Below are 23,040 nucleotides of genomic sequence, written 5' to 3' on the forward strand. Positions count from 1 at the left end.
AAGGAACGGACACTTCCTTCGAGCCACTCTCGTGAACTCTCCGGGCGCTTCGTTCTTTCGTGTTCCAAGCTTATCAGATGTTTTCCGCCCCGTTTCCGGGGCTTCCTGATCCGACTTGCTTTTCGCCGGTCCGGCCTGACGGCCTGTCCGACGTTTCAAACCTTAGCCGACCCTCGCTCCGAAAGCGAATCCAGCTGCAATCCATAAAAGCGCGCACAACAATTCGAACCGGGACGCGACAGAGCACGCCCAGCTGAATGAGAAGTGGTGTTTCAAGGATTGGCCGCCCCGGGACCGTCCGCGTAGATACGTGTCCGGTGCTCCCTGCCGAGCGACTAGAGAACGCTACGCCCATCTGCGGCAGGAGGCAAATGCGCCGGTCGGAGGACCCAGTCGCAGCCGGCCCGGCCCGCCTTCACGTACTCACCGTTGGGGTGGTCGTTGGCCGCGATCCGTCGAAGTGCGGCCTCCCGTGGCTGGCCACCGCCCTGGTGGCGGTGGAGCAGGCGTTCGCCCCGGGTGGTGTCGTCGGTCTCGACGAACCACAGCTCCCGCATCAGCCGCCGGGCCTCCTGCCACGGGGCGGCCGGCACGGCGAGGTAGTTGCCTTCGGTCACCACCAGGCGGGTGTGCGGCCGGATCACATGGCGGGCGGCGACCGGCTCGTCCAGTTCGCGGTCGAAGTCGGGGGCGTAGACGTCCCGGAAGCGTTCGGTCGTCACCCGGCTCAGCAGCGCGAGGTAGCCGCAGGAGTCGAAGGTCTCGGGCGCGCCCTTGCGGGCCCGCAGGCCGAGGCGGTCGAGCTGGGCGTTGGAGAGGTGGAAACCGTCGAGCGGGAGACAGGCCGCGGCGTCCGGGCCCTCCCGCCGGACCACCTCGGCGACCAGATGGCCGGCCAGGGTCGACTTGCCGGCGGCCGGCGGCCCGGCGAGCCCGAGGATGATCCGGCCCTTCCGGCCCTCCCGGCCGTTGAGCAGGTGCAGCGCCCTCGCCACCGCCACGTCGAAATCGCCGTCCGGCAGCCGCTCGGCGTCGGCGGGCCGGGTGATCGCGCCGTTGGCGCCGTTGCCTTCGTCGTACATGCGCGCACCCTACTCAGTGCCCGGCTCGGTGCGGCGGGCTCGGCAGGACCGGCTCGTCGAGGGTGAGGGTGCCCGCGTCCGCGTCCAGGGTGCCGGTGACCCCGAGCGGGACGGTCAGGCTGGACGGGGCGTGGCCGAAGCCGAGTTCCCAGAGCACCGGGACGCCCAGCGGGGCGAGCCGGTCGAGCATCACCTCGCGGACCCGCGCGGCCGGGCCGCAGCCCTCCCACGAGCCGAGCGCGATGCCGGCCACGCCGTCCAGCGCCCCGGAGCGGATCAGCTGGGTCAGGATCCGGTCGAGTTGGTAGGGGTGCTCGTTGACGTCCTCCAGCAGCAGCACGGTGCCCGCGAAGGAGGGGCGTCCGGTGCTGCTGCCGCGCTCGGCCGCCAGCACGGCGGCGCAGCCGCCCGCGAGGACGCCGCGGGCCCTTCCGGGGACCAGGGTGGCGGCGGCCGGCCCGGTGAGGACCGTGGTGGCGCCGGGATGGAAGAGGGTACGGCGCAGGTGCTCCGCGGTCGGGCCGTCCGTGGTGAAGGTGAGGCTGGCGGGCATCGGGCCGTAGAGGGTGGGGATGGCCAGGCGCTGGGCGACGGCCTCGTGCAAAACGGTGGCGTCGCTGAAGCCGACCAGCACTTTGGGGGGCGCGGCGCGCAGCGCGTCCCAGTCGAGCAGGTCGACCATCCGCTGGGTGCCGTACCCGCCGCGGACGCAGAGCACGGCCGCGACCGCGGGGTCGAGCCAGGCCTGCTGGAAGTCGGCGGCGCGGTCGGCGTCGGTGCCGGCCAGGTGGTCGAGGACGGGGTGGCGTCCGTCGAGGTGGGGTGCGGACCGGATCCGCAGGCCCCAGGAGCGGAGGATCTCGACGCCCCGTGCCAGCCGGGCCGGGTCGACCGGTCCGCTGGGGGCGACCAGTGCCACCTGGTCACCGGGGACCAGGTGGCACGGCCGGGCGGCCGGGCTGCGGGGCGGGGCGGGTATCCGAGGCATCATCGAGCCTTCCGGGCGGGCTGGTTCGGCCGATCACGTTATCCCCGCTGTGAGGTCAGACCGATCCCATCACCGCCCGGACCTCCGCCAGGGTGGCGTCGGCGACGGCGTTGGCCCGCCGGTTGCCGGCGTCGAGCACGGCGCGCAGATGGCCGCGGTCGGTGGCGAGTGCGGCCCGGCGCGTGCGGAGCGGGCGCAGGTGCTCGTTGACGGCCTCGGTGACGGTGGCCTTGAGCCGGGCGGCGCCGCCGGATCCGATCTCCTCGGCCACGGCGTGCGGGTCGCGGTCCTGGCAGAGCGCGGCGAGCCGGACCAGGCCGGAGACGCCGGGGCGGCGTTGCGGGTCGTAGGTGATGTGCCGGTCGGCGTCGGTGGTGGCGCCCCGGAGCAGGCGGGCGGTCTCGTCCTCGGTGGCGCCGAGCGGGACGGCGTTGCCGCGGCTCTTGCTCATCTTGGCGCCGTCGGTGCCGAGGAGCAGCGGGGTGTCCGAGAGCAGGGCTTCCGGTTCGGGCAGCAGGTCGGTGCGGTAGCGGTCGTTGAAGCGCCGGGCGATGGTGCGGGTGAGCTCCAGGTGCGGGAGCTGGTCCTGGCCGACCGGGACCAGGTCGGCCTTGCAGAACAGGATGTCGGCGGCCTGGTGGACGGGGTAGGTGAACATCAGCCCGCTGACCGCGGCCTGCCGGGAGTGGGCGATCTCGTCCTTGACGGTGGGGTTCCGGCCGAGTTCGGCGACGCTGACCAGGCTGAGGAAGGGCAGCAGCAACTGGTTGAGGGCGGGCACCGCGCTGTGGGTGAAGACCGTGGCGAGCTCGGGGTCGATGCCGGCGGCGAGGTAGTCCAGGACCAGGTTCTCGGCGTGTTCGGCGGGCCGGTGGGCCAGGTCGCGGTCGGTCAGCACCTGGTAGTCGGCGATCACCAGGAACAGGTCGACGCCGGTCTGCTGGAGCCGGACCCGGTTCTGCAGGGTGCCGAAGTAGTGGCCGAGGTGGAGCGGGCCGGTGGGGCGGTCGCCGGTGAGGACGCGGCGGCGGCGAGCGGGGCGGCGGCGGTCGGGGGCGGGGGTGGGCACGGGTGCTCTCCTACGGTTCGGGGGCGGGCGCTGCCGTCCGCCGGGTCCGGACCCGGACCGTGGGAAACACGAGAGGGCCGTCCGGACGGACGGCCCTGTGGTGCTGCGTGCGGGGTGGCCGTCCTAGGACGGCCACCAGCTCGGGCAGCAGGCGAGGTGCGGGGGCTTCATGGCTGCGATGCTAGCCGGGGTGGCGGGTTCGCGCGCCGGGATTTCCGGGTGCCGGGACGTCACCGGACCAGCGGCCCTTGGCCGTCGTGCGCATGTGGGGCAGGATCGTCGGTGTCCAGTACACGGAGGGCCCGCACGCCATGACCACGCTCGACCGGACCACGTCCGAACCCGCTCCGCCCGACCGGCCGTCAGGGGACGCACCGGTGACCGGCCGCCGCGAGCGGTCGGCCGGGGCCGGTGTCGTGAGCGACATCGAGGAGCGGACGGCCGCCAAGCTGCTGCGCGCGCTCGGCCTGCGGCTGCGCGCCGCGTACGAGCAGGGTGCCGAGCTCGACGAGCTGGCCGCCGCCTGCCACCAGCCGTTGTCCGAGGTGAGCCGGCTGCTGGAGGCCGCCGGGGTCGATCTGACGCTGGGGCGCCCGTCGCCGGTCCGGGCGGCGGCGCCGGCCGTACCGGATGCGGCGGTCGAGCCGGTGGCCGGCGGTCGGCAGCTCCGGCGGTCGAGACGGCCGACTCCCTCGCGCCGACTCAGCCGGATCCACCCCCAGCCGCGCTCGCCGCAGGACGCGGTGCACGTGCGGGAGCCGGAGGCCACCGTGGCGGAGGCGGTCCCCGGGCCGGTGAGCGCGGCCGGTCCGCCGCTGGGGATCCTGATCGGGGCCTCCCCCACCCATCTGGAGGCGGCCGCGCAGCTGGGTCAGCGCCAACCACGGCGGGCGGCGGCCAAGCTGGTGCGGGCCGGCCGGGGCACCAGCCTGGTGGTGCTGCCCTCCTGGCGGCCGGCCATCGTGGTCTCGGTGCCGACCGAACTGCTGCTGTCCTCGACCGGGTTGGCCTTCGAGCAATTGGCGGCGGCCGGGCTGTCCGTACTGATCAACCCGGACGCGCTGCACGACCGGGAGCTGGATCTGCGGGACTGGCGGGTGGAGGACCGGCGCGGCCGGCGCTGACGCCCGACCGCCGGTTTCGCCGGTGGCGCCCGCATCACCGGGTCAGCGGCGCGGGCCGTTCGGTACGTGGCCGAGGTGGACCGGTGCGGCGGGTTCCTTGCCGAGCTGCCAGTCCTCGCGGACGGCGTCCAGCAGGGCCGGCAGCGTCGGCGGCCAGAACGGGCCGGCACCGGGTCGGGCCAGCTCGGCCGGGCTCCACCAGTGCCAGCCGAGGATGTGGTCGGCCGTGTGCACCGAGCTGAGGTCGCCGGTCGGGGAGCGGCGCGGCCCTCGGCCGAGGAAGATGTGCTCGTGCTGGCGCACCGGCGTGCCGTGCCAGGTGAAGTCGTGTTCCCAGGTGCAGAGCAGCGGGCCGGGTTCGAGGTCCGTCCAGCCGGTCTCCTCCCGGAGTTCCCGGCGGGCGCCGTCGATCGGCGACTCGTCGGCCTCCAGGCCGCCACCGGGCATGTTCCAGTGCACGCCGACCTCGACGTTGTCCGACCTGAGCAGGAAGATCCAGCCCTCCGGGTCGAGCACGGCGGTCCGGGCGGCCCGCCGGGGGGTACGCCGGGCCGGTGTCCTTGCCGCTCGCCGCAGGATTCGCATCGGATCACCCTGGCAGAGCGCCCTGGGGCTGTCGAGCGGTTTGGGCGCCGGGCGGGACACATCCGTCCGGCGCGCCAACCGCCCCGGCCGGCGGGCCGGTTCGCCGTACGCTGATCCGCATGCAGGCACCTTCGATCCTCTTCCCGGCGGACCCGCTCGCACCCCGCCGGCCCGATCCGCACTATGTCTGGGAGGCCAGGCAGGTAAGGGAGTTGGGCGGCGAGAGCGTGCTGGTCGACCATGACGCGCTGCTGGCGGGCGACGCCGAACGGGCGGTGCGCCGGGTGCCGACCGGTCAGGGGCCGCTCTGGTACCGCGGCTGGATGATGCCGGTCGCGGCGTACGCGGCGCTCGGCGAGGCGCTGGCCGACCGGGGCTGCACCCTGCTCACCACGCCGGCCGGCTATGCGGACGCGCACCAACTGCCGGGCTGGTACGAGGTGTTCGACGGGGTCACGCCGGTGAGCACCTGGATCCCCGGCGGTGCGCCGGACGGTGCGACGCTGGCGGCGGCGGCCGAACTGCTGGGCGGGCGCGGCCCGGCGGTGGTGAAGGACTACGTGAAATCGCGCAAGCACGAATGGGCGGAGGCCTGCTTCGTACCGGACCTCGCCGACCTGGCCGGGCTGGAGCGGGTGGTCGCGCGCTTCGTCGAGCTGCAGGGCGAGTACCTGGCGGGCGGGGTGGTGCTGCGGCGTTACGAGGAGTTCGTCCGCGACGAGGCAGGCCGGCCGCAGGAGGCCAGGGTCTGGTGGATGGACGGCGAACCGGTGCTGGTCGGCCCGCATCCGGACGTCCCGGAGCTGGCGCCGGACCCGGACCTGACCGAGATCCGGCCGCTGGTGCGCCGGCTCGGCTGCCGCTTCATCACCACCGATCTGGCGCAGCGCGCGGACGGCGGCGGCTGGCGGGTGGTCGAGGTCGGCGACGGGCAGGTCAGCGATCTGCCCAAGGGGATGCGCCCCGGGGCGCTGCTCACCTCGTTGATCGCCTCCTGAGCGTGGGCGGGGCCGCTCCGTGCGAGTGCCCCGCCCGGCCGGGCAGGCCCCCCGTTCAGCCGGCGACCGGGGCCGGGTGGCCGTCCGCGACGAAGGCCTCCCAGAGGCGGGTGTACGTCCCGCCGCGGGCGAGCAGCTCGGCGTGGGTGCCGTCCTCGACCACCCGGCCGCGGTCCAGCACCACCACCCGGTCGGCCCGCTCCGCCGTGCTGAGCCGGTGGGCGATCACCAGGGTGGTGCGGCCGCCGCTGAGGCGTTCGGCGGCGCGGTTGACGGCGGCCTCGGTGGCCAGGTCGAGCGCGGCGGTCGCCTCGTCGAGCAGCAGCAGGTCGGGGTCGACCAGTTCGGCCCTGGCCAGCGCGATCAGCTGGCGCTGACCGGCCGAGAGGTTGCGGCCCCGGGCGGCGATCGGATAGTCGTAGCCGCCGGCCAGCCGCATGATCATCTCGTGCGCGCCGACCGCCCGGGCGGCCGCCTCGATCTCGGTGGCGCTCGCTCCGGGGCGGCCGTAGGCGATGGACTCGCGCACGGTGCCCGCGAAGAGGTAGGCCTCCTGGGGCACCACGCCCAGCCGGTGGCGGTACTGCGCCAGGTCAAAGCTGGTCACGTCGGTGCCGTCGATCCGGACGGTGCCGGCGGTCGCGTCGTAGAACCGGGCCACCAGCTTGACCAGGGTGGACTTGCCGGCGCCGGTCTCGCCGACCAGGGCGACGGTCTGCCCGGCGGGGATCCGCAGGTCGATCCCGGAGAGCACCTCGGGGCTGTCCGCGCCGCCGGTGTAGGCGAAGCTGACGCCCTCGAAGCGGATCTCCCCGCACAGGTCGCCGACCGGGACGGGCTGCGCGGCCTGCGGGGTGCTGGTCGGCGTCCGCAGCAGGTCGCGGATCCGGCCGAGGCCGACGGCGGCCTGCTGGTAGCCGTCGAACACCTGGGAGAGCTGGTTGACCGGGGCGAAGAACAGGTCGATGTAGAGCAGGTAGGCGACCAGCGCGCCGATGGTGAGGGTGCCCGACTCCACCCGGGAGGCCCCGACGATCAGGACCAGGGCGGCGGCGATGCTGGAGAGGAACTGGACGAACGGGAAGTACAGCGAGATGTAGAACTGGGCCCGGGCCCGGGCGTCCCGGTAGGCCAGCCCGTTGGCGACGAAGCGGTCGGTGTTGATGTCCTGGCGCCGGAAGGCCTGGACGATCCGCATGCCGGCGACGTTCTCCTGGAGGTCCGCGTTGACCGTGCTGATCAGATCGCGGGAGATCTGGTACTGGGCCGCGGACTTCTTGCGGAACACCAGGGTGGCGACGACCAGCAGGGGCAGCACCGCGAACACCACCAGGGCCAGGCCCGCGTCGATGATCAGCAGTGCGGCGAAGATGCCGAAGAAGGTGAGCAGGCTGACCACCGCGGTGACCACGCCGGTCTGCAGGAAGGTGGAGATCGAGTCGACGTCGGTGGTCATCCGGGTCATGATCCGGCCGGTCAGCTCGCGCTCGTAGTAGTCCAGGCCGAGCCGGTTGAGGTGGGCGAAGATCTTCAACCGCAGGGTGTAGAGCACCCGCTCGCCGGTGCGGCCGCTGATCCTGGTCTCGGCGGACTGGACCAGCCAGTCGAGCAGCACGATCACCAGCGCGGCGAGGGCGGCGGCCGCGACCCCGGACATCGCGGCCTTGGTCACGCCGTCGTCGATGCCGTGCCGGATCAGGACCGGAAGGGCCAGGCCGGCCGCGGTGTCCAGGGCCACCAGCAGCAGTGCCAGGGTCAGCGGGCGGCGGAACGGGGCCAGCAGGCGGCGGAGGCTGAAGTCCGGGTCACCGGCCTCGGCGACCGCGATCGGGATGTCCGGGGTGTCGGCGGCCGGGGGCAGGGCCGCGACCTTGGCCAGCAGGTCGGGGGTGGCGCCGGCCTGCCGCGGGTCGGGGCCGGAGGGCGGGCGCACGGCGGCGGGGGCGACGGCGTCGAGCCGGGAGGAGGGATCCGTGTCCGGTGCGGCGTCCGGCTCGGCGTCCGGCTGGGGCTCCGGCTGCGCGAGGGCGTCCGGATCGGTGATCAGGGCCCGGTACAGCGGACATCGCCCCTCGAGCTCCTCGTGGGTGCCGAGGTCGACCAGGTGGCCGCGCTCCAGCACGGCGATCCGGTCGGCCAGCTGGAGGGTGGAGCGCCGGTGGGCGATCAGCAGGGTGGTGCGGCCGGCCATCACGCTGCGCAGCGCCTCGTGGATCTCCGCCTCCACCCGCGGGTCGACCGCCGAGGTGGCGTCGTCCAGCAGCAGGATCCGGGGGTCGCTGAGGATCGCCCGGGCGAGCGCGATCCGCTGGCGCTGGCCGCCGGAGAGGGTGAGCCCCTGCTCGCCGACCCTGGTGTCGTACCCGTCGGGGAGCTCGCGGATGAAGGAGTCGGCCTGGGCCGCGCGGGCGGCGGCCGTGATCTGCTCCTCGGTCGCTTCCGGGTGGCCGTAGGAGATGTTGGTCCGGACGCTGTCGGAGAACAGGAAGCTGTCCTCGGGCACGATGCCGACCGTGCCGCGGACCGAGTCGAGGGTCAGCTCGCGCAGGTCGTGGCCGTAGAGCCGGATCACGCCCGCGGTGGGGTCGTAGAACCTGGGGACCAGCTGCGCCACGGTCGACTTGCCGGAGCCGGAGGCACCCACCAGGGCGACCGTCTCGCCGGGGGCGATCCTCAGGTCGAGCCGGTGCAGCACGGGCTCGGGCTGCACCGGCTCATCGGCCGGGTCGTGCTCGTGGTCGTGGTCGAGGTAGTGGAAGTCGACCCCGTCCAGTTCCAGGGCGGGGGTGCCCGGTGCGGCGAGTGCGGGGTCGAGCACCCGGGCGTCCGGGCGCTCCTGGATCCGCGGCTGCTGGTCGACCAGTTGCAGGACGCGCTCCACCCCGGCCCTGGCCTGCTGCCCGACGGTGATCACCATGGCCAGCATCCGGACCGGGCCGGTCAGCTGGGCCACGTAGGTGGAGAAGGCCACGAAGGTGCCGAGCGACACGTTGCCCTCGACGGCCAGCCAGCCGCCCAGCGCGAGCACCGCGACCTGGGCGAGCGCGGGGACGGCCTGCATGGCCGGGGTGTAGCGGCTGTTCAGGCGGATCGAGCGGAGCCGGGCGCCGTACAGGCCGCGCGAGACCCGCTCCAGCTTGGTCCGCTCCTGGGCCTCCTGGCCGAAGCCCTTGACCACCCGGACGCCGCCGATCGCCGCGTCCACCACGCCGGCGACCGCGGCGGCCTCCTGCTGGGCGGCCCAGGTCGCCGGGAAGAGCCGCTTGCGGCTCAGGGTGCTCAGCCACCAGAGCACGGGGCCCATCACCAGCGCGATCAGGGTGAGCGGCGGCGAGAGCCAGAGCATCACGCCGAGCGACATGCCGAACATCAGCAGGTAGCCGGTCATCATCGGCAGCATCGACAGCAGGCCGTTGACCAGCTGGAGGTCGGAGGTGGCCCGGCCGACCACCTGGCCGGTGTCGAGCTTGTCCTGCCGGGCACCGTCCAACCGGGTGAGGGAACGGAACAGGTCGGCCCGCATGTCGTGCTGGACGTCGAGCGCGAGCTGACCGCCGTAGTAGCGGCGCACCTGGGTGGAGACGAAGACCAGCAGGGCCGCCACCACCAGGACGATCGCCCAGGGGGCGAGCGGGCGGGAGTGCGCGGTGATCACGTCGTCGATGATCAGCTTGGTGACCAGCGGGACGACCGCGGTGACCGCCATGCCGAGCAGGGAGGCGCCGAAGGCGAGCAGCACATTGCGGCGGTAGTGCCAGCAGTAGCCGGTCAGCCGGCGCAGCCAGCCCGCCTCGGCCTTGCGGGCGTCGGGCCTGCCTGCGCCGGGCCCGCCGGTGCCGGTGCCGTTCGGGCTCGGCTTCGAGGCCGGGTCCGGCCCTCCGACGGCGGCGTGCTGGTGGCCGCTGCTGCCGGTGTCGTCGCTGCTCCTGCCGTTGCGGGGGGATATCTCCGCAGTGGAACCTTGATTCTCGGGCATATTTAGGGATGCTAACCATTCGCCGGTGGGGCGTCCATCGAGCGCGAACGGGATGGACGGACGGCAGGCTCAACGACCAATGGCCGCCGTTCCTTCCCGCCCTCCCACCATGCCCCGCCGGACCGCCCCACCGCACCGGGCGGCGGCCCCCGGCCGATCCACCCTTGGTCCTACGCCCGAGGTCGCGGCGCCGGGCCGGACTCAGCCGGCGGCCGAGGAGAACGCCCCCTGGGCCAGGCTGCGCAGCAGGGTCGCCATACCGTCCCTCGGCAGACCGGATCGGTCGGACCGGTCGGACCGGTCGGACTGGGCCTGGCTGGTGCCGGCGCTGTGCGGGGTGGAGTTCAGCAGGCCGAAGACCGCGTGCACGGCGGCCCGGGCCCGCGGCTCCGCCTCGGGGGCGGCCAGGCCCGGGACGGCCTCCCGGACCACCTCCACCCAGAGCTCGACGTACTTGCGCTGGAGCCGGCGGACCCGGCGCCGGTCGTCCTCCTTGAGGTGCAGCAGCTCCCGGTCGTGCAGGGTGATCAGGTCGGGGTCGTCGAGTGCGAAGTCGACGTGCCCGCGGATCAGGGCGTCCAGCGCGTCGGCCGGCCCGCCGGCCTCCCCCGCCCGGCGGCGCCCCTCGTCCAGCAGCCGCTCGCTGATCCCGACCAGCAGATCGGCGAGCATGGCGTCCTTGCCCGCGAAGTGCCGGTAGAGACCGGGACCGCTGATGCCCACGGCCTTGCCGATCTCGTCCACCCCGACGCCGAGGAAGCCCCGGGCCGCGAACAGCCGGGCGGCTTCCTTCCGGATCTGATCGCGACGGGTGAGCGCGGGGACAACGGGGGCGTTCGACATGCCGCCCATCGTAGACAGCCGGGTTATCGCCCGTTAACCTGGCGGCAGGAGTTAACGGTCATTAACCTGGGGGCGCGGGCACCTCCGTCCGCCCACCTCTTCGGCTCCGAGGGCAAGGGAGCTCTTGGGATGGTCCTCTCAACCTTTGGATCGACCGCCGGACTGCCGGCCGGGCCTGCTTCGGGCGGGTTCGGCGGCGGTATCGGCGACGGCGCCGCCGACCGGACGGGCGGCGCGATCCGGGGCACCGACGCCGCGGCCGCGCCCGCACCCCGGCTGAAGAGCGCGGTGGACGCCGGATCGGCGGCCTACCGGGCGAACGTCGGGGCGCACCGGGCCCTGGTCGCCGAGCTGCGGGCGAAGCTCGCCGCGGCCGCCCTCGGCGGAGGGGAGAAGGCCCGCGCCCGGCACACCTCACGCGGCAAACTGCTGCCGCGCGACCGGGTGGACACCCTGCTCGACCCGGGTTCCCCCTTCCTGGAGCTCTGCCCGCTGGCGGCCGACGGGCTGTACGACGGCGCGGCGCCGGCCGCCGGTGTGATCGCCGGGATCGGCCGGGTGGCCGGCCGCGAGGTGGTGGTGGTGGCCAACGACGCCACCGTCAAGGGCGGCACCTACTACCCGATGACGGTCAAGAAGCACCTGCGCGCGCAGGAGGTGGCCCTGGAGAACCGGCTGCCCTGCATCTACCTGGTCGACTCCGGCGGCGCCTTCCTGCCGATGCAGGACGAGGTCTTCCCGGACCGGGACCACTTCGGGCGGATCTTCTACAACCAGGCCCGGCTCTCCGCGGCCGGCATCCCGCAGATCGCCGCGGTGCTCGGCTCCTGCACGGCGGGCGGCGCGTACGTCCCCGCGATGAGCGACCAGGCAGTGATCGTCCGCAACCAGGGCACCATCTTCCTCGGCGGTCCGCCGCTGGTGAAGGCGGCGACCGGGGAGGTGGTGACGGCCGAGGAGCTGGGCGGCGGCGAGCTCCACTCCAAGACCTCGGGGGTCACCGACCACCTGGCCGAGGACGACGCGCACGCGCTGTCCATCGTCCGCACCATCGTGGCCGGGCTCGGCCCGCGCGCCGCGCAGCCCTGGCCGCTCGCCCCGGTGGAGCCGCCGGCCGTCGACCCGGCGGGGCTGTACGGCGCGGTGCCGGTGGACCCGCGCACGCCGTACGACGTCCGCGAGGTGATCGCCCGGCTGGTGGACGGCAGCCGCTTCGCCGAGTTCAAGGCCGAGTACGGCACCACGCTGGTGACCGGCTTCGCCAAGATCCACGGTCACCCGGTGGGCATCGTCGCCAACAACGGCGTGCTGTTCGCCGAATCCGCGCTCAAGGGCGCGCACTTCATCGAGCTGTGCGACCAGCGCGGCATCCCGCTGCTCTTCTTGCAGAACATCACCGGCTTCATGGTCGGGCGCCAGTACGAGGCCGGCGGCATCGCCAAGCACGGCGCGAAGATGGTCACCGCGGTGGCCTGCACCCGGGTGCCCAAGCTGACGGTGGTGATCGGCGGCTCGTACGGCGCCGGCAACTACTCGATGTGCGGGCGGGCCTACTCGCCGCGCTTCCTGTGGATGTGGCCGGGCGCCAAGATCTCGGTCATGGGCGGGGAGCAGGCGGCCTCGGTGCTCGCCACCGTGCGGCGGGACCAGTTGGAGGCGCAGGGCGGGGAGTGGCCCGCCGAGGCGGAGGACGAGTTCAAGCGCCCGGTCCGGGAGCAGTACGAGCGGCAGGGCAACGCCTACTACGCCACCGCCCGGCTCTGGGACGACGGCGTGATCGACCCGCTGGACACCCGTACTGCGCTGGGCCTCGCGCTCACCGCCTGCGCCAACGCGCCGCTGGCCGAACCCCGGCCGTACGGCGTCTTCCGGATGTGAGCGTCCTCCGGATGTGAGCGGCGGCCGACCGTGGCCGTCCTGACCTTGCCGCCACACCCCCGGCGGCACTCCTCGACCAGGAGGAACACCTCCCATGTTCGACACCGTCCTCGTCGCCAACCGGGGTGAGATCGCCCTGCGGGTGATCCGCACGCTGCGGCGGCTCGGCGTCCGGTCGGTCGCGGTCCACAGCGACGCGGACGCCGACGCCCCGCACGTGCGCGCCGCCGACCTGGCCGTCCGCCTCGGCCCGGCCGACCGCAGCGACAGCTCGGCCGCCGAGACCTACCTGCGCACCGACCAGATCCTGGCCGCCGCCCGCCGTACCGGGGCACAGGCCGTCCACCCCGGGTACGGCTTCCTGGCCGAGAACCCGGGCTTCGCACGCGCCTGCGCCGAGGCGGGGCTGGCCTTCATCGGCCCGCCGCCCGGCGCGGTCGAGCTGATGGGCGACAAGATCAACGCCAAGGATGCCGTGCGGGTCGCCGGCGTGCCCGTGGTGCCCGGCAGCCAGGGCGGCTCGCCCTCGGACGCGGACCTCACCAGGGCCGCGGCCGAGATCGGCTACCCCGTCCTGCTCAAGCCGTCCGCCGGCGGCGGCGGCAAGGGCATGCGGCTGGTCCGCGACCCGGCCGACCTCCCGGCCGAGCTGGCGGCCGCCCGCCGGGTGGCCCGGACCGCCTTCGGCGACGACACCCTGCTGCTGGAGCGCTGGGTCGACCGCCCCCGGCACATCGAGGTCCAGGTCCTGGCCGACACCCACGGCCGGACCGTGCACCTCGGTGAGCGCGAGTGCAGCCTGCAGCGCCGCCACCAGAAGCTGATCGAAGAGGCTCCCTCCGTCCTGCTGAACCCGGAGACCCGCGCGGCCATGGGCGAGGCCGCCGTCCGGGCCGCCGAGGCCTGCGGCTACACCGGCGCCGGCACGGTGGAGTTCATCGTGCCGGGGCTCGATCCGGACCGACCGACCCCCACGGGGGTGCTGGACTTCTTCTTCATGGAGATGAACACCCGGCTCCAGGTCGAACACCCCGTCACCGAGCTGGCCATCGCCGTGGGAGCGGACACCGCGCACCCCCGGCGGCTCGACCTGGTGGAGTGGCAGCTGCGGATCGCCGCCGGCGAGCCGCTGCCGTTCGAGCAGGACGACATCTCCTTCCTGGGCCACGCCGTCGAGGCCCGGATCTGCGCCGAGGACGCCGACCGCGACTTCCTGCCCACCGGTGGCCGGATCCTGCACCTCGCGGAGCCGGGCGGCGAGGGCATCCGGGTGGACAGCGGAGTCGCCACCGGCACCGAGATCGGCAGCCTCTACGACCCCATGCTGGCGAAGGTCATCGCGTACGGGCCCGACCGCCCGACCGCGCTCCGCCGGCTGCGCGCCGCCCTGGCGGAGACCGACATCCTCGGGGTGACCACCAACACCGGCTTCCTCCGGCGCCTGCTGGCCCACCCCGAGGTGGTCGCCGGCCGCCTCGACACCGGCCTGGTCGAGCGGAGCGTCCAGCAGACCCCTGTGCTGCTGGCCGCCCCGACCGAGCACGCCGACCCGGCTGCCGCGACGGGCGACGGGGTGTCCACCGTCGAGTTGCTGTACGTCGCCGCCGCACTGGCCCGGCAGCTGTCGCTGAGCCCAACCGCCGCCCCCGGCGGCTGGGCCGACCCGTTCTCCCTCCCGTCCGGTTGGCGGTTGGGCGGCGAGGCCGCCTGGACGGCCCACCACCTGCGGCTGCCGGGCCGCGACCCGGTCACCGTCCGAGTCCGCCCCAGCACTGCCGAGATCCTGGCAGAGGGCACTGACAATCCGTCGGACCAGACCCCTGACCTGCAGATCCGACTCGACGACGGCCCGATCCGGCGCGCCCGGGCGGAGCTCGCCGGGCACCGCCTGCAGATCACCGTCGACGGCCTGCGGACCACGTTCACCCACACCACCGACGACGCGCCGTTCCAGCGGGTCACCTGGCTGGGCCTGGACGGCGACGCCTGGGCCGTGCACCCGTACGACCCGGTGGCCGACCGCACCGCGGCCGGCGCCACCCAGCACGGCGCGCTCACCGCGCCCATGCCCGGCACGGTCACGGTGGTCAAGGCCGCCGTCGGCGAACAGGTCAAGCGCGGGCAGGCCCTGCTCGTCCTGGAGGCGATGAAGATGGAGCACGTGATCGCGGCTCCGTACGACGGCACGGTCAGCGAGCTGCGGGCGGCCGCCGGCGGCACCGTGGCGATGGACGAACTGCTGGCGGTGGTGACCGCGTTCGAGGACGCGACCGGGAGCGGGACCGAGGCCGCCGCCGCGGCCGGGACTTCGTCGGAGGTGGCGTCGTGACCGCCGAACCGCAGCGCCCCGCCGAACCGCAGCGCCCCGCCGACCGCGAGCCGGGCGTCCTCGAACTCGGGCTGCCCGACCCGGTGGTGGACCCGACCCTGCCGGCCCGGGTGCGGATCCACGAGGTCGGCGCGCGCGACGGGCTGCAGAACGAGAGCGCGCTGGTGCCGGTCGAGGTGAAGGCCGAGTTCGTCGCCCGGCTCGCGGCCGCCGGGCTGCGCACCGTCGAGGCCACCAGCTTCGTGCACCCCAAGTGGGTGCCGCAGCTCGCCGACGCGGAGCAGCTGATGCCCGAACTGGCCGGCCTGCCGGCCCGCCACCCGGGCCTGCGGCTGCCGGTGCTGGTCCCCAACGAGCGCGGCCTGGACCGGGCCCTCGCCCACCACGCCACCGACATCGCGGTGTTCGCCAGCGCCACCGAGACCTTCGCCCGGCGCAACCTCAACCGCTCGGCGGACGAGGCGATGGAGATGTTCCGTCCGGTGATCGAGCGGGCCGGCGCGGCCGGCGTGCCCGTGCGCGGCTACCTCTCGATGTGCTTCGGCGACCCGTGGGAAGGGCCGGTGGGCACCGAGCAGGTGATCCGGCACGGCCTGCGGCTGCTGGAGCTGGGCTGCGCCGAGCTCAGCCTCGGCGACACCATCGGCGTCGCCACCCCGGGCCAGGTGACGGCGCTGCTGGCCGGCTTCGCCCGGGCCGGCGTCCCGGTGGACCGGCTCGCGGTCCACTTCCACGACACCTACGGGCAGGCCCTGGCCAACACGCTCGCCGCGCTGCGCGGCGGGGTGACGGTGGTCGACGCCTCGGCCGGCGGCCTCGGCGGCTGCCCGTACGCCAAGAGCGCGACCGGCAACCTGGCCACCGAGGACCTGGTCTGGATGCTGCACGGCCTGGGCATCGAGACCGGCGTCGACCTGGCCGCGCTGGCCGCCACCAGTGGGTGGATGGCCCGGCAGCTCGGCCGGCCCAGTCCGTCCCGGACGGTCCGGGCGCTGCTCGGGGCGGCCGGCTGAGCCCGCCCGGCCCAGCACCCCCCTCGACCCCCCTCGCCGCTCGATCGACCCCGCCCGGCTGGATCCCGCAGCCGGACACCCGCGAAGGCCGACGGTCGACCCCGTCGGCCCCGCCCGAGATCGCCGGGCCCACCCGGGCCGGACCGGACCGCTCCGGGCCCGCCGACCGCCTTCCGAAACTCCCTCACCTCGGCCGAATCGGCCCGATCCCAGGAGGATCCCCATGCTCGACCACAGGCTGGACCACGAGTACGAGCAACTGCGCCGCACGGTCGCCGAGTTCGCCCAGGACCTGGTCGCCCCGAAGATCGGCGAGTTCTACGAGCACGGGGAGTTCCCGTACGAGATCATCCGGGAGATGGGTCGGATGGGCCTGTTCGGCCTGCCGTTCCCGGAGGAGTACGGCGGCATGGGCGGCGACTACTTCGCGCTCTGCCTCGTGCTGGAGGAACTGGCCCGGGTGGACTCCTCGGTGGCCATCACGCTGGAGGCGGCGGTCTCGCTCGGTGCGATGCCGATCTACCGCTTCGGCACCGAGGAGCAGAAGCGCACCTGGCTGCCCAAGCTGACCTCGGGCGAGATGCTCGGCGCCTTCGGGCTCACCGAGCCCGAGGGCGGCACGGACGCCGGCGCCACCCGGACCACGGCCCGCTTCGACGAGGCCACCGACGAGTGGGTGATCAACGGCACCAAGTGCTTCATCACCAACTCGGGCACCGAGATCACCGGCCTGGTGACGGTGACCGCCCTGACCGAACCGATCGCTCGTTCGAGTGAAGGTGCCGCGGAGGCCTCGCCAACCCGCGAGATCTCGTCCATCATCGTGCCCACTGGGACTCCGGGGTTCCAGGTGTCCAAGAAGTACTCCAAGGTCGGGTGGAACGCCTCCGACACCCGCGAACTCTCCTTCACCGACTGCCGCGTCCCCGCCGAGAACCTGGTCGGCCCGCGCGGCCGCGGCTACGCCCAGTTCCTGCGGATCCTCGACGAGGGCCGCATCGCCATCGCAGCCCTGTCCACCGGCCTGGCGCAGGGATGTGTCGACCAGTCACTCAAGTACGCCGGTGAGCGCCGAGCCTTCGGCCGCCCGATCGGCGCCAACCAGGTCATCCAGTTCAAGCTCGCCGACATGGAGATGCGCGCCCACACCGCCCGCCTGGCCTGGCGGGACGCCGCCTCCCGGCTGCTGCACGACGAGCCGTTCAAGAAGGAGGCTGCGATCGCCAAGCTGTACGCGTCCGAGGCCGCCGTCGACAACGCCCGGGAGGCCACCCAGATCCACGGCGGCTACGGCTTCATGAACGAGTTCCCGGTCGCCAGGTTCTGGCGCGACTCCAAGATCCTGGAGATCGGCGAGGGCACCTCCGAGGTGCAGCGCATGCTCATCGCGCGCGAGTTGGGCATGCAGTACTGAGGCTACCGGTCACCGGATCGCCACCTCACTGATCACGCTTCACCGCTGCACCACTGCACCGCTTCGTCGCCGACCGGGCCCGGATCCGGTCGGCGACGGGGCGTCAGGGAATCACGATGACCGGTCGGTTGGCCCTGCGCGCCAGGCGGCCGGACACCGATCCGAAGAGCTTGCCCAGCAGGCCGTGGGTGCTGCCGACGACGATCGCGTCGGCCGCGTACTCCCGGCCGACCTCCTCGATCTCGTGGCAGATGTCCCCACCGCGCTCGACCAGGATCCACGGCACCCCGGCCAGGAAGTCGGCGCAGGCGAGCTCCAGGCCGAGGATCTCGGTGCGGTGGTCGGGCAGATCGACGAAGACCGGCGGCTCGCACCCCGCCCAGACCGTGGCCGGCAGCCGGTTGGCCACATGGACGATCACCAGACCGCACTGCGAGCGCCTGGCCATGCCGACGGCGTAGGCCAGCGCCCGCTCGCTCGACAGCGATCCGTCGAATCCGACCACCACACCGTGCTGGAACGCCGGATCGCACTCCCGGGCGGCCTGCTCCTGAGGGTCCCGCTCGCCCTTCGCGCCGCTGACCGCGCGGCCGCCGGCCCCCGCGCTGGTCCGTCGCGCCGGCCCGGCCCCGGGGCCCCCGGTCTGCGGCCCCTCGGCGGCGCCGTCACGGTGCGCCGCCTCGATCCTGGCCGCCTCGCCCCTTGCTGCCTCGACCCCTGCGGCGTCCGCCCCTGCCATGCCTGCTTCTCCCGCTGCTCCAGCCACCTGGGCCGCCTTCGGGCGGCGTCGCTGCCGGCCGAGCCGCAGGATCGCCCCGGCCCATGCCGAAACGCCCCGGCGGGCATCCCGGGGACGGGGCACGGAGTCCTCGACCCGGCGTGCGGCGGCGTCCGCCTGGGCGGATCCGGGAGGCTCAAAACCAACCATGGCTCAAAGCTCTTCAAACTGAGGCGGGCCGACAGGAGGGGCCGATTCTGCCCCGGCAACAGGTCCGATCCGCGGCATCGAGCCGGTCCGCAGCGAGCACCACTGAATGTGACCTGTTCCTTTCAGAGTACGACGGGCCGGGGCCCCCGCCCAGCAGCAGAGCCCCGAAATACGGCGATCATCCCGCCGATGGCGGGTGCGCGCCGAGCGTTTCGCGCCCCTCGGTCCGCCGGGCCCGCAGGTGGTTCCGAGCCCGACCGGAGACAAGGTTCCCTGGAGCTTGACCGAACGGCCCCCCGTGCGCAACAGGACGTCCACACAACGTGACCCGACCGTCATCCCGTTGCGCCCGGTCGGACCGGTCGTTCCACCCTTCCCCTGCCCCCTCCCGGCCAACCGCCGTCGGCGCCGCGCCATCAGCCGGATCCGGCCAATCCCTGGCATTTCGGGCCTCCGTTTGGCAATTGCCAGATGCATAGGGATCGCCGCTGGCAGCATGCTGCGCATGTCGCTGCTCCTGTTCGACCTCGACAACACTCTGCTCCCGAGAGACGCCGCCTACCGGGCCTGGGCACAGGACTTCCTGGCCGAACACCGCCTGCCGACCACCGACATCCACTGGTTCTCCACCATCGACGGGAGCGGCTACGTGCCCCGGAGCACGGTGTTGGGTGCAGCCAAACGCCGCTACGGCCTCGACCACTCGCTCGACCTCCTGCTCGCCCACTACCGGCGCGGTATCAACTCCCATATCGCCTGTCCGGATTCACACCTCCAGGCGCTCCGGGCGGCCCGCGCCGCAGGGTGGACCCTGGGCATCGTGAGCAACGGGGGCACCCGTCCCCAGCTGGAGAAGATCCGCCGGACCGGCCTCGGTGCGCTGGTCGACGGCTGGGTGATCTCCGAGGAGGCCGGCTGCGTCAAACCCGACCCGCTGATCTTCGAGATCGCCGCCAAGCGCTGCGGGGTCCCGCCCGTGCCGGACTGGACGGCCCACACCTGGATGGTCGGCGACCACGCGCCCGCCGACATCGCCGGTGCCGAGGCCACCGGGCTGCGCAGTGTCTGGCTGCACCACGGCCGGCCGTGGAGCGAGCAGGGCTACCGTCCGACCGTGAGCGCACGCGGGCTGCCGGAAGCGGTCGGGCTGGTCCTGAGCGCACGCAACGCCCCCACCGCCGGCTCCCGAACGGCCAAGGGCCGGACGGCCGTCACCGGCACCACCGCCACCGCCACCGCCACCGCCATCAGCAGGCTGCCCGGGCCCGGACTCCGACCCCAGGCCGACCGCTTCGACCCCGCCGTCACGGCCTAGGCGGGTCTTCGGCCGCGGCGAGGACCGGGGGCGCGGCCGGGAAGCGCCACCACCGGCTCACCCCGTGTTCCCGGAAGCCCATCCGCCGGTACAGCGGTTCACCGAGCAGAGTGGCCGTCAGGGTCGCGACCCGGTCCGGGTGGGCGGCGAGGGCGTGCTCGAGGACGGCCCGTGCCGCGCCCTTGGAGCGGTGTTGTGGCAAGGTGGCCACCCAGTAGGCGCCGACCGTCGCACCGTCGTCGTACGTCACGCAGGCGCTCGCCGGCGCGCCGTGCCACCGGGCGAGCCAGGCCCGGTGGCCCGGTAGGTCGAGCAGCACCTCGGGGAGCAGCCCGCCGCGCTGCCAGGGCAGCCGGGCGAGCACCGGGAAGCCGTCGACCACGGTCCGCTCCACCTCCGCCAACCCGTCGGCGTCGGCCACTTGGTGGACCGTCAGCCCGGCCGCGGTCGGGCGCCCGGGCACCGCGGCGGCGCGGCCGGCCGCGCCGGGCTCACGGACCATCACGGCCTGGCCGAGCCCCGCCGCGCAGCCGAACCGGGAGAGGTCGAGGCCGCCGTACGGGTCCTCCAGGCAGAGGTGCTCGGTCCGCCACTCCTTGAAGAGGGCGACCAGCCGGGCCTCCAGCGCGGCCGGATCCGGGTAGGGGCGGGTCACCACCACGCGGTGCGCCTCGACCGGTTCCGGGTGGCAGCGGACGGCCGCGAACCCGGGGCCGCGGACGTGCTCCCACCCCCGCGCCGAGGCCTGCGCCAGGTGGAACGCGGCCGCGTTGTCGTTGGCCAGTTCGAGCCGGCCGCGCATCTCCATGCCCCGACCCTACTGGGCCTCTGATGGCCGGCCACCGGCCACCCGGCGCCGTGCCGCCCGGCACCCGCACCACCGGGCGCCCCGCAGACCCGGCGCCCGCCCAGCGCCCACTCCGCGCACGCTCGGCGCGGTCGCCACAGCGTTACCGTTCCGCACGACGGACCCCTGGAGGCGCGCACGAAGGGCCCGCACGCCCCCGTTTCCCACCGCCTGTTTTCGGTCAATCTGCGACCACCCCCTTCCGCTTGGACAAAGCCGCAGTCCAAGGCGATGACGGAGGGGTGGCGGTCGGCGACGGCGGGTGATCGGTCGTGCGACAACCAGCCAGCATTGCACCCGCCCCCTTCACAGGGGGGTCGACGGGTGCCACGCTTCGTGATCGAATGCATCGCGCCAAATTGCCATGTCGACATAGCGTCGGATGGTGAACTTGTCACAACGGCAACGGTCCACCAAGTAGATTCGATCTTGGCGAACAGCGCGGCACCACCACACCACACCACCGAGGGGGCTGGAGCGCCTTGAGCAGGGTGAGCAGGAGCGACACGGGTCCTGACAGCGGCCGGCCGTCGACCAGTCTCCCGGGCCGCGCCTCCAGAGCCGTCGCCCCCCGCACGGACCGGCCCGCCCTGGGGAATCCCGGCCACCCGACCGGCAGTCAGTTCGGCCACCGGGCCGTCGATCCCGCCACCACCGGGGGCGGCGCCACCGGCTTCGGCACCGGCCCCGGCCCGGGCCGGGCTCCGTCGACGTACAGCCAGTTCGCCTCCGCGGCAGGCGCGTCCGGCGGGTACGGCGCTTCCGCCGGATACGGCCAGGCCGCGCAGTTCGCCACCGACGGCCCGCTCGCCACCGCGTCGGCCATGGCCGGCCCGTCCGCCGGCCCGTCCGCCGGCAGCCCCACCGCGGCATCTGGCGCCCCGTCAACCCTCGGCGGCCCGGGCGGCGGCCCCGGTGGCGTGAACGGCTCCCCGGGCCTGGCCACCCTGGCGTCCCCAGCGCCGCGCAAGCTCTCCGGCCGGCGCCGCCGGGAGACGGTCGCCGTTCTGATCTTCAGCGGTGCGCCGATCTTCGAAAGCTCCATCCCGCTCTCGGTCTTCGGCGTCGACCGCCAGGACGCCGGCGTGCCGCGCTACCGCCTGCTGGTCTGCGCGGGCGAGGACGGCCCGCTGACCACCACCGGCGGGCTGACCCTGACCGCGCCGTACGGGCTGGAGGCGCTCTCCCGGGCGGGCACCATCGTGGTCCCCGCCTGGCGCTCGATCTCCCAGCCGCCGCCCGCCGAGGCGATCACCGCGCTGCGCAAGGCCCATCACGAGGGTGCCCGGATCATCGGCCTGTGCACCGGCGCGTTCGTGCTGGCCGCCGCCGGGCTGCTCGACGGCCGCCCGGCCACCACCCACTGGATGTACGCGCCGACGCTGGCCAAGCGCTACCCGCGGGTCCACGTCGACCCGCGCGAACTCTTCGTGGACGACGGCGACGTGCTCACCTCGGCGGGCACCGCCGCCGGCATCGACCTCTGCCTGCACGTGGTCCGCAGCGACCACGGCGCGGAGGCCGCGAACGCGCTGGCCCGCCGGCTGGTGGTGCCCAACCGGCGCAGCGGGGGCGGACAGGCCCAGTACATCGATCAGTCTTTACCGGAAGAGATCGGCAACGACCCGCTGGCCGAGGTGGTCACCTGGGCGCTGGAGAACCTCAACCAGCAGTTCGACGTCGAGGTGCTGGCGGCTCGCGCGTACATGAGCCGGCGCACCTTCGACCGGAGGTTCCGCACGCTCACCGGCAGCGCGCCGTTGCAGTGGCTGATCACCCAGCGCGTCCTGCAGGCCCAGCGACTGCTGGAGACCTCCGACCTGTCGGTGGACGATGTCGCGCGCCGGTGCGGCTTCCGCTCGCCGGTGGCTCTGCGCGGCCATTTCCGCCGCCAGTTGGGGGTGTCCCCGGCCGCGTACCGGACCACCTACCGGGCGCGCCGGCCCGCTCCGGCCGGCGGCGTGCCGCCGCAGGCGCTGCCGGGTGAGCGTCCGGTGCCGAGCCTGAGCGCGCCCGGTCCGGCCGGTCTGACGGGTGGTCCGGGTCCCGGCGCGGGTGCCGGCGGTCCGGCGTCGGTCCAGCCGTACGCGGGCGCCTCGGCGGCGGCGTACGCCTCGGCCTACCCGGCGGTCCAGCCGTCCGGTCACCAGGGCGCTCATCCCGGCGGGCAGTCGGGCGGCTACCAGTCGGGGGCCCCGGGAGCGGCGGCGGCCCAGGCCGGCGGCCCACCGCCCGGCGGGCGCACCCGGATCCGTCCGCTCGTCCCGCCGCAGCCCGGCCCGGTGGCACCCCGTGCGCCCCGGGTGCCGGAACGGCCGGGCGGCCGGGCGGGCGCCGGTGCGGACGGTCCGGCCGACGGCCGGACCGGACCGCGCGCCGGTCTGCGGGACGGCGTGCGGGACGGCTCGCGCGGCGAGGACCGGACGGTGGTGGAGCACGCGGTCGCCGACGAGCACGGGCACGATCAGCCCAGTGCCCGCGGTCAGGGCCTGGGCCACCGACCGGACGGCGCCGCCCGGCTGACCAGCCCCCATCCGGACGAGTCGGCCACCGCCGGCCCGGGCCCGGACGCGCCGCCGCACCCGGACGGCGAGTCGGCCCACGGCGGCGAGGCTCAGCACCCCCGCACGGCCCGACCGCTGTCCGCCTCG

At 74.1% G+C, this 23,040-nt stretch carries 14 protein-coding genes and 2 pseudogenes; 8 read left to right on the forward strand and 8 right to left on the reverse strand.

Annotation, left to right across the window (positions count from 1 at the left end; all coding sequences use genetic code 11):
* Positions 1 to 335: 335 nt before the first annotated feature.
* Genes AB0K43_RS29260 through trpS form a run of 3 tightly spaced genes read right to left on the reverse strand, consistent with a single transcriptional unit; the run spans position 336 to position 3,139 of the window.
* Positions 336 to 1,082 carry a nucleoside/nucleotide kinase family protein gene (locus tag AB0K43_RS29260; protein WP_363645021.1) on the reverse strand — a complete coding sequence of 249 codons (747 nt, stop codon included), beginning with the start codon at positions 1,080 to 1,082 and terminating at the stop codon, positions 336 to 338.
* A 13-nt stretch (positions 1,083 to 1,095) separates the two neighbouring features.
* Positions 1,096 to 2,073 (reverse strand): LD-carboxypeptidase, encoded by a 978-nt coding sequence (locus AB0K43_RS29265; RefSeq protein WP_363645023.1) that lies wholly within the window; start codon positions 2,071 to 2,073, stop codon positions 1,096 to 1,098.
* A gap of 52 nt (positions 2,074 to 2,125) precedes the next feature.
* Positions 2,126 to 3,139, reverse strand: a complete 1,014-nt coding sequence (gene trpS / locus AB0K43_RS29270) for a tryptophan--tRNA ligase (protein ID WP_363645025.1) — start codon at positions 3,137 to 3,139, stop codon at positions 2,126 to 2,128.
* A 311-nt stretch (positions 3,140 to 3,450) separates the two neighbouring features.
* Here trpS and AB0K43_RS29275 point away from each other — a divergent pair, with 311 nt between their 5' ends.
* Positions 3,451 to 4,263 (forward strand): hypothetical protein, encoded by an 813-nt coding sequence (locus AB0K43_RS29275; protein ID WP_363645027.1) that lies wholly within the window; start codon positions 3,451 to 3,453, stop codon positions 4,261 to 4,263.
* Between the two features lie 42 nt (positions 4,264 to 4,305).
* On the opposite strand, the gene AB0K43_RS29280 is transcribed toward AB0K43_RS29275, so the two are convergent.
* The gene (locus AB0K43_RS29280) at positions 4,306 to 4,848 is read right to left on the reverse strand and encodes an NUDIX domain-containing protein (RefSeq protein ID WP_363645029.1); all 543 of its coding nucleotides are present in this window, start codon (positions 4,846 to 4,848) and stop codon (positions 4,306 to 4,308) included.
* 119 nt (positions 4,849 to 4,967) lie between these two features.
* Between AB0K43_RS29280 and AB0K43_RS29285 the strand changes: the two genes are divergently transcribed.
* On the forward strand, positions 4,968 to 5,846 hold the full coding sequence (locus AB0K43_RS29285) for an ATP-grasp domain-containing protein (protein ID WP_363645031.1): 879 nt from the start codon (positions 4,968 to 4,970) through the stop codon (positions 5,844 to 5,846).
* 55 nt (positions 5,847 to 5,901) lie between these two features.
* Here AB0K43_RS29285 and AB0K43_RS29290 read toward each other — a convergent pair whose 3' ends face one another.
* A complete protein-coding gene (locus AB0K43_RS29290) occupies positions 5,902 to 9,822 on the reverse strand; it encodes an ABC transporter ATP-binding protein (RefSeq protein WP_363645033.1) in 3,921 nt (1,306 codons plus the stop codon).
* Between the two features lie 201 nt (positions 9,823 to 10,023).
* Positions 10,024 to 10,665 (reverse strand): TetR/AcrR family transcriptional regulator, encoded by a 642-nt coding sequence (locus AB0K43_RS29295; protein WP_363645035.1) that lies wholly within the window; start codon positions 10,663 to 10,665, stop codon positions 10,024 to 10,026.
* Positions 10,666 to 10,794: 129 nt separating this feature from the next.
* Here AB0K43_RS29295 and AB0K43_RS29300 point away from each other — a divergent pair, with 129 nt between their 5' ends.
* From AB0K43_RS29300 to AB0K43_RS29315, 4 genes are all read left to right on the forward strand, one after another.
* A complete protein-coding gene (locus AB0K43_RS29300; RefSeq protein WP_363645037.1) occupies positions 10,795 to 12,543 on the forward strand; it encodes a carboxyl transferase domain-containing protein in 1,749 nt (582 codons plus the stop codon).
* 94 nt (positions 12,544 to 12,637) lie between these two features.
* Positions 12,638 to 14,872, forward strand: coding sequence for a biotin carboxylase N-terminal domain-containing protein (locus AB0K43_RS29305; RefSeq protein WP_363645039.1), 2,235 nt, complete (start codon positions 12,638 to 12,640; stop codon positions 14,870 to 14,872).
* Positions 14,873 to 14,943: 71 nt separating this feature from the next.
* Positions 14,944 to 15,885: a hydroxymethylglutaryl-CoA lyase gene (locus AB0K43_RS29310; protein WP_363645073.1), complete on the forward strand. Its 942-nt coding sequence runs from the start codon at positions 14,944 to 14,946 to the stop codon at positions 15,883 to 15,885.
* A 223-nt stretch (positions 15,886 to 16,108) separates the two neighbouring features.
* Positions 16,109 to 17,299, forward strand: coding sequence for an acyl-CoA dehydrogenase family protein (locus AB0K43_RS29315; RefSeq protein ID WP_363645041.1), 1,191 nt, complete (start codon positions 16,109 to 16,111; stop codon positions 17,297 to 17,299).
* A 103-nt stretch (positions 17,300 to 17,402) separates the two neighbouring features.
* Here the strand turns inward: AB0K43_RS29315 and AB0K43_RS29320 are convergent.
* Positions 17,403 to 17,849 (reverse strand): annotated as a pseudogene (locus AB0K43_RS29320) (universal stress protein); the annotation flags it as partial.
* A gap of 883 nt (positions 17,850 to 18,732) precedes the next feature.
* Here AB0K43_RS29320 and AB0K43_RS29325 point away from each other — a divergent pair.
* On the forward strand, positions 18,733 to 19,542 hold the full coding sequence (locus AB0K43_RS29325; protein ID WP_363645043.1) for an HAD family hydrolase: 810 nt from the start codon (positions 18,733 to 18,735) through the stop codon (positions 19,540 to 19,542).
* Here AB0K43_RS29325 and AB0K43_RS29330 read toward each other — a convergent pair.
* Positions 19,532 to 20,350 carry a GNAT family N-acetyltransferase gene (locus AB0K43_RS29330; RefSeq protein ID WP_363645045.1) on the reverse strand — a complete coding sequence of 273 codons (819 nt, stop codon included), beginning with the start codon at positions 20,348 to 20,350 and terminating at the stop codon, positions 19,532 to 19,534. The two genes, AB0K43_RS29325 and AB0K43_RS29330, sit on opposite strands and share 11 nt — an antisense overlap.
* Before the next feature lie 863 nt (positions 20,351 to 21,213).
* On the opposite strand from AB0K43_RS29330, the pseudogene AB0K43_RS29335 reads away from it, so the two are divergent.
* Positions 21,214 to 22,335: pseudogene (locus AB0K43_RS29335) on the forward strand (helix-turn-helix domain-containing protein); the annotation flags it as partial.
* Between the last annotated feature and the right edge of the window lie 705 nt (positions 22,336 to 23,040).

The organism is Kitasatospora sp. NPDC049258 (assembly GCF_040678895.1).
Classification (GTDB): Bacteria; Actinomycetota; Actinomycetes; order Streptomycetales; family Streptomycetaceae; genus Kitasatospora.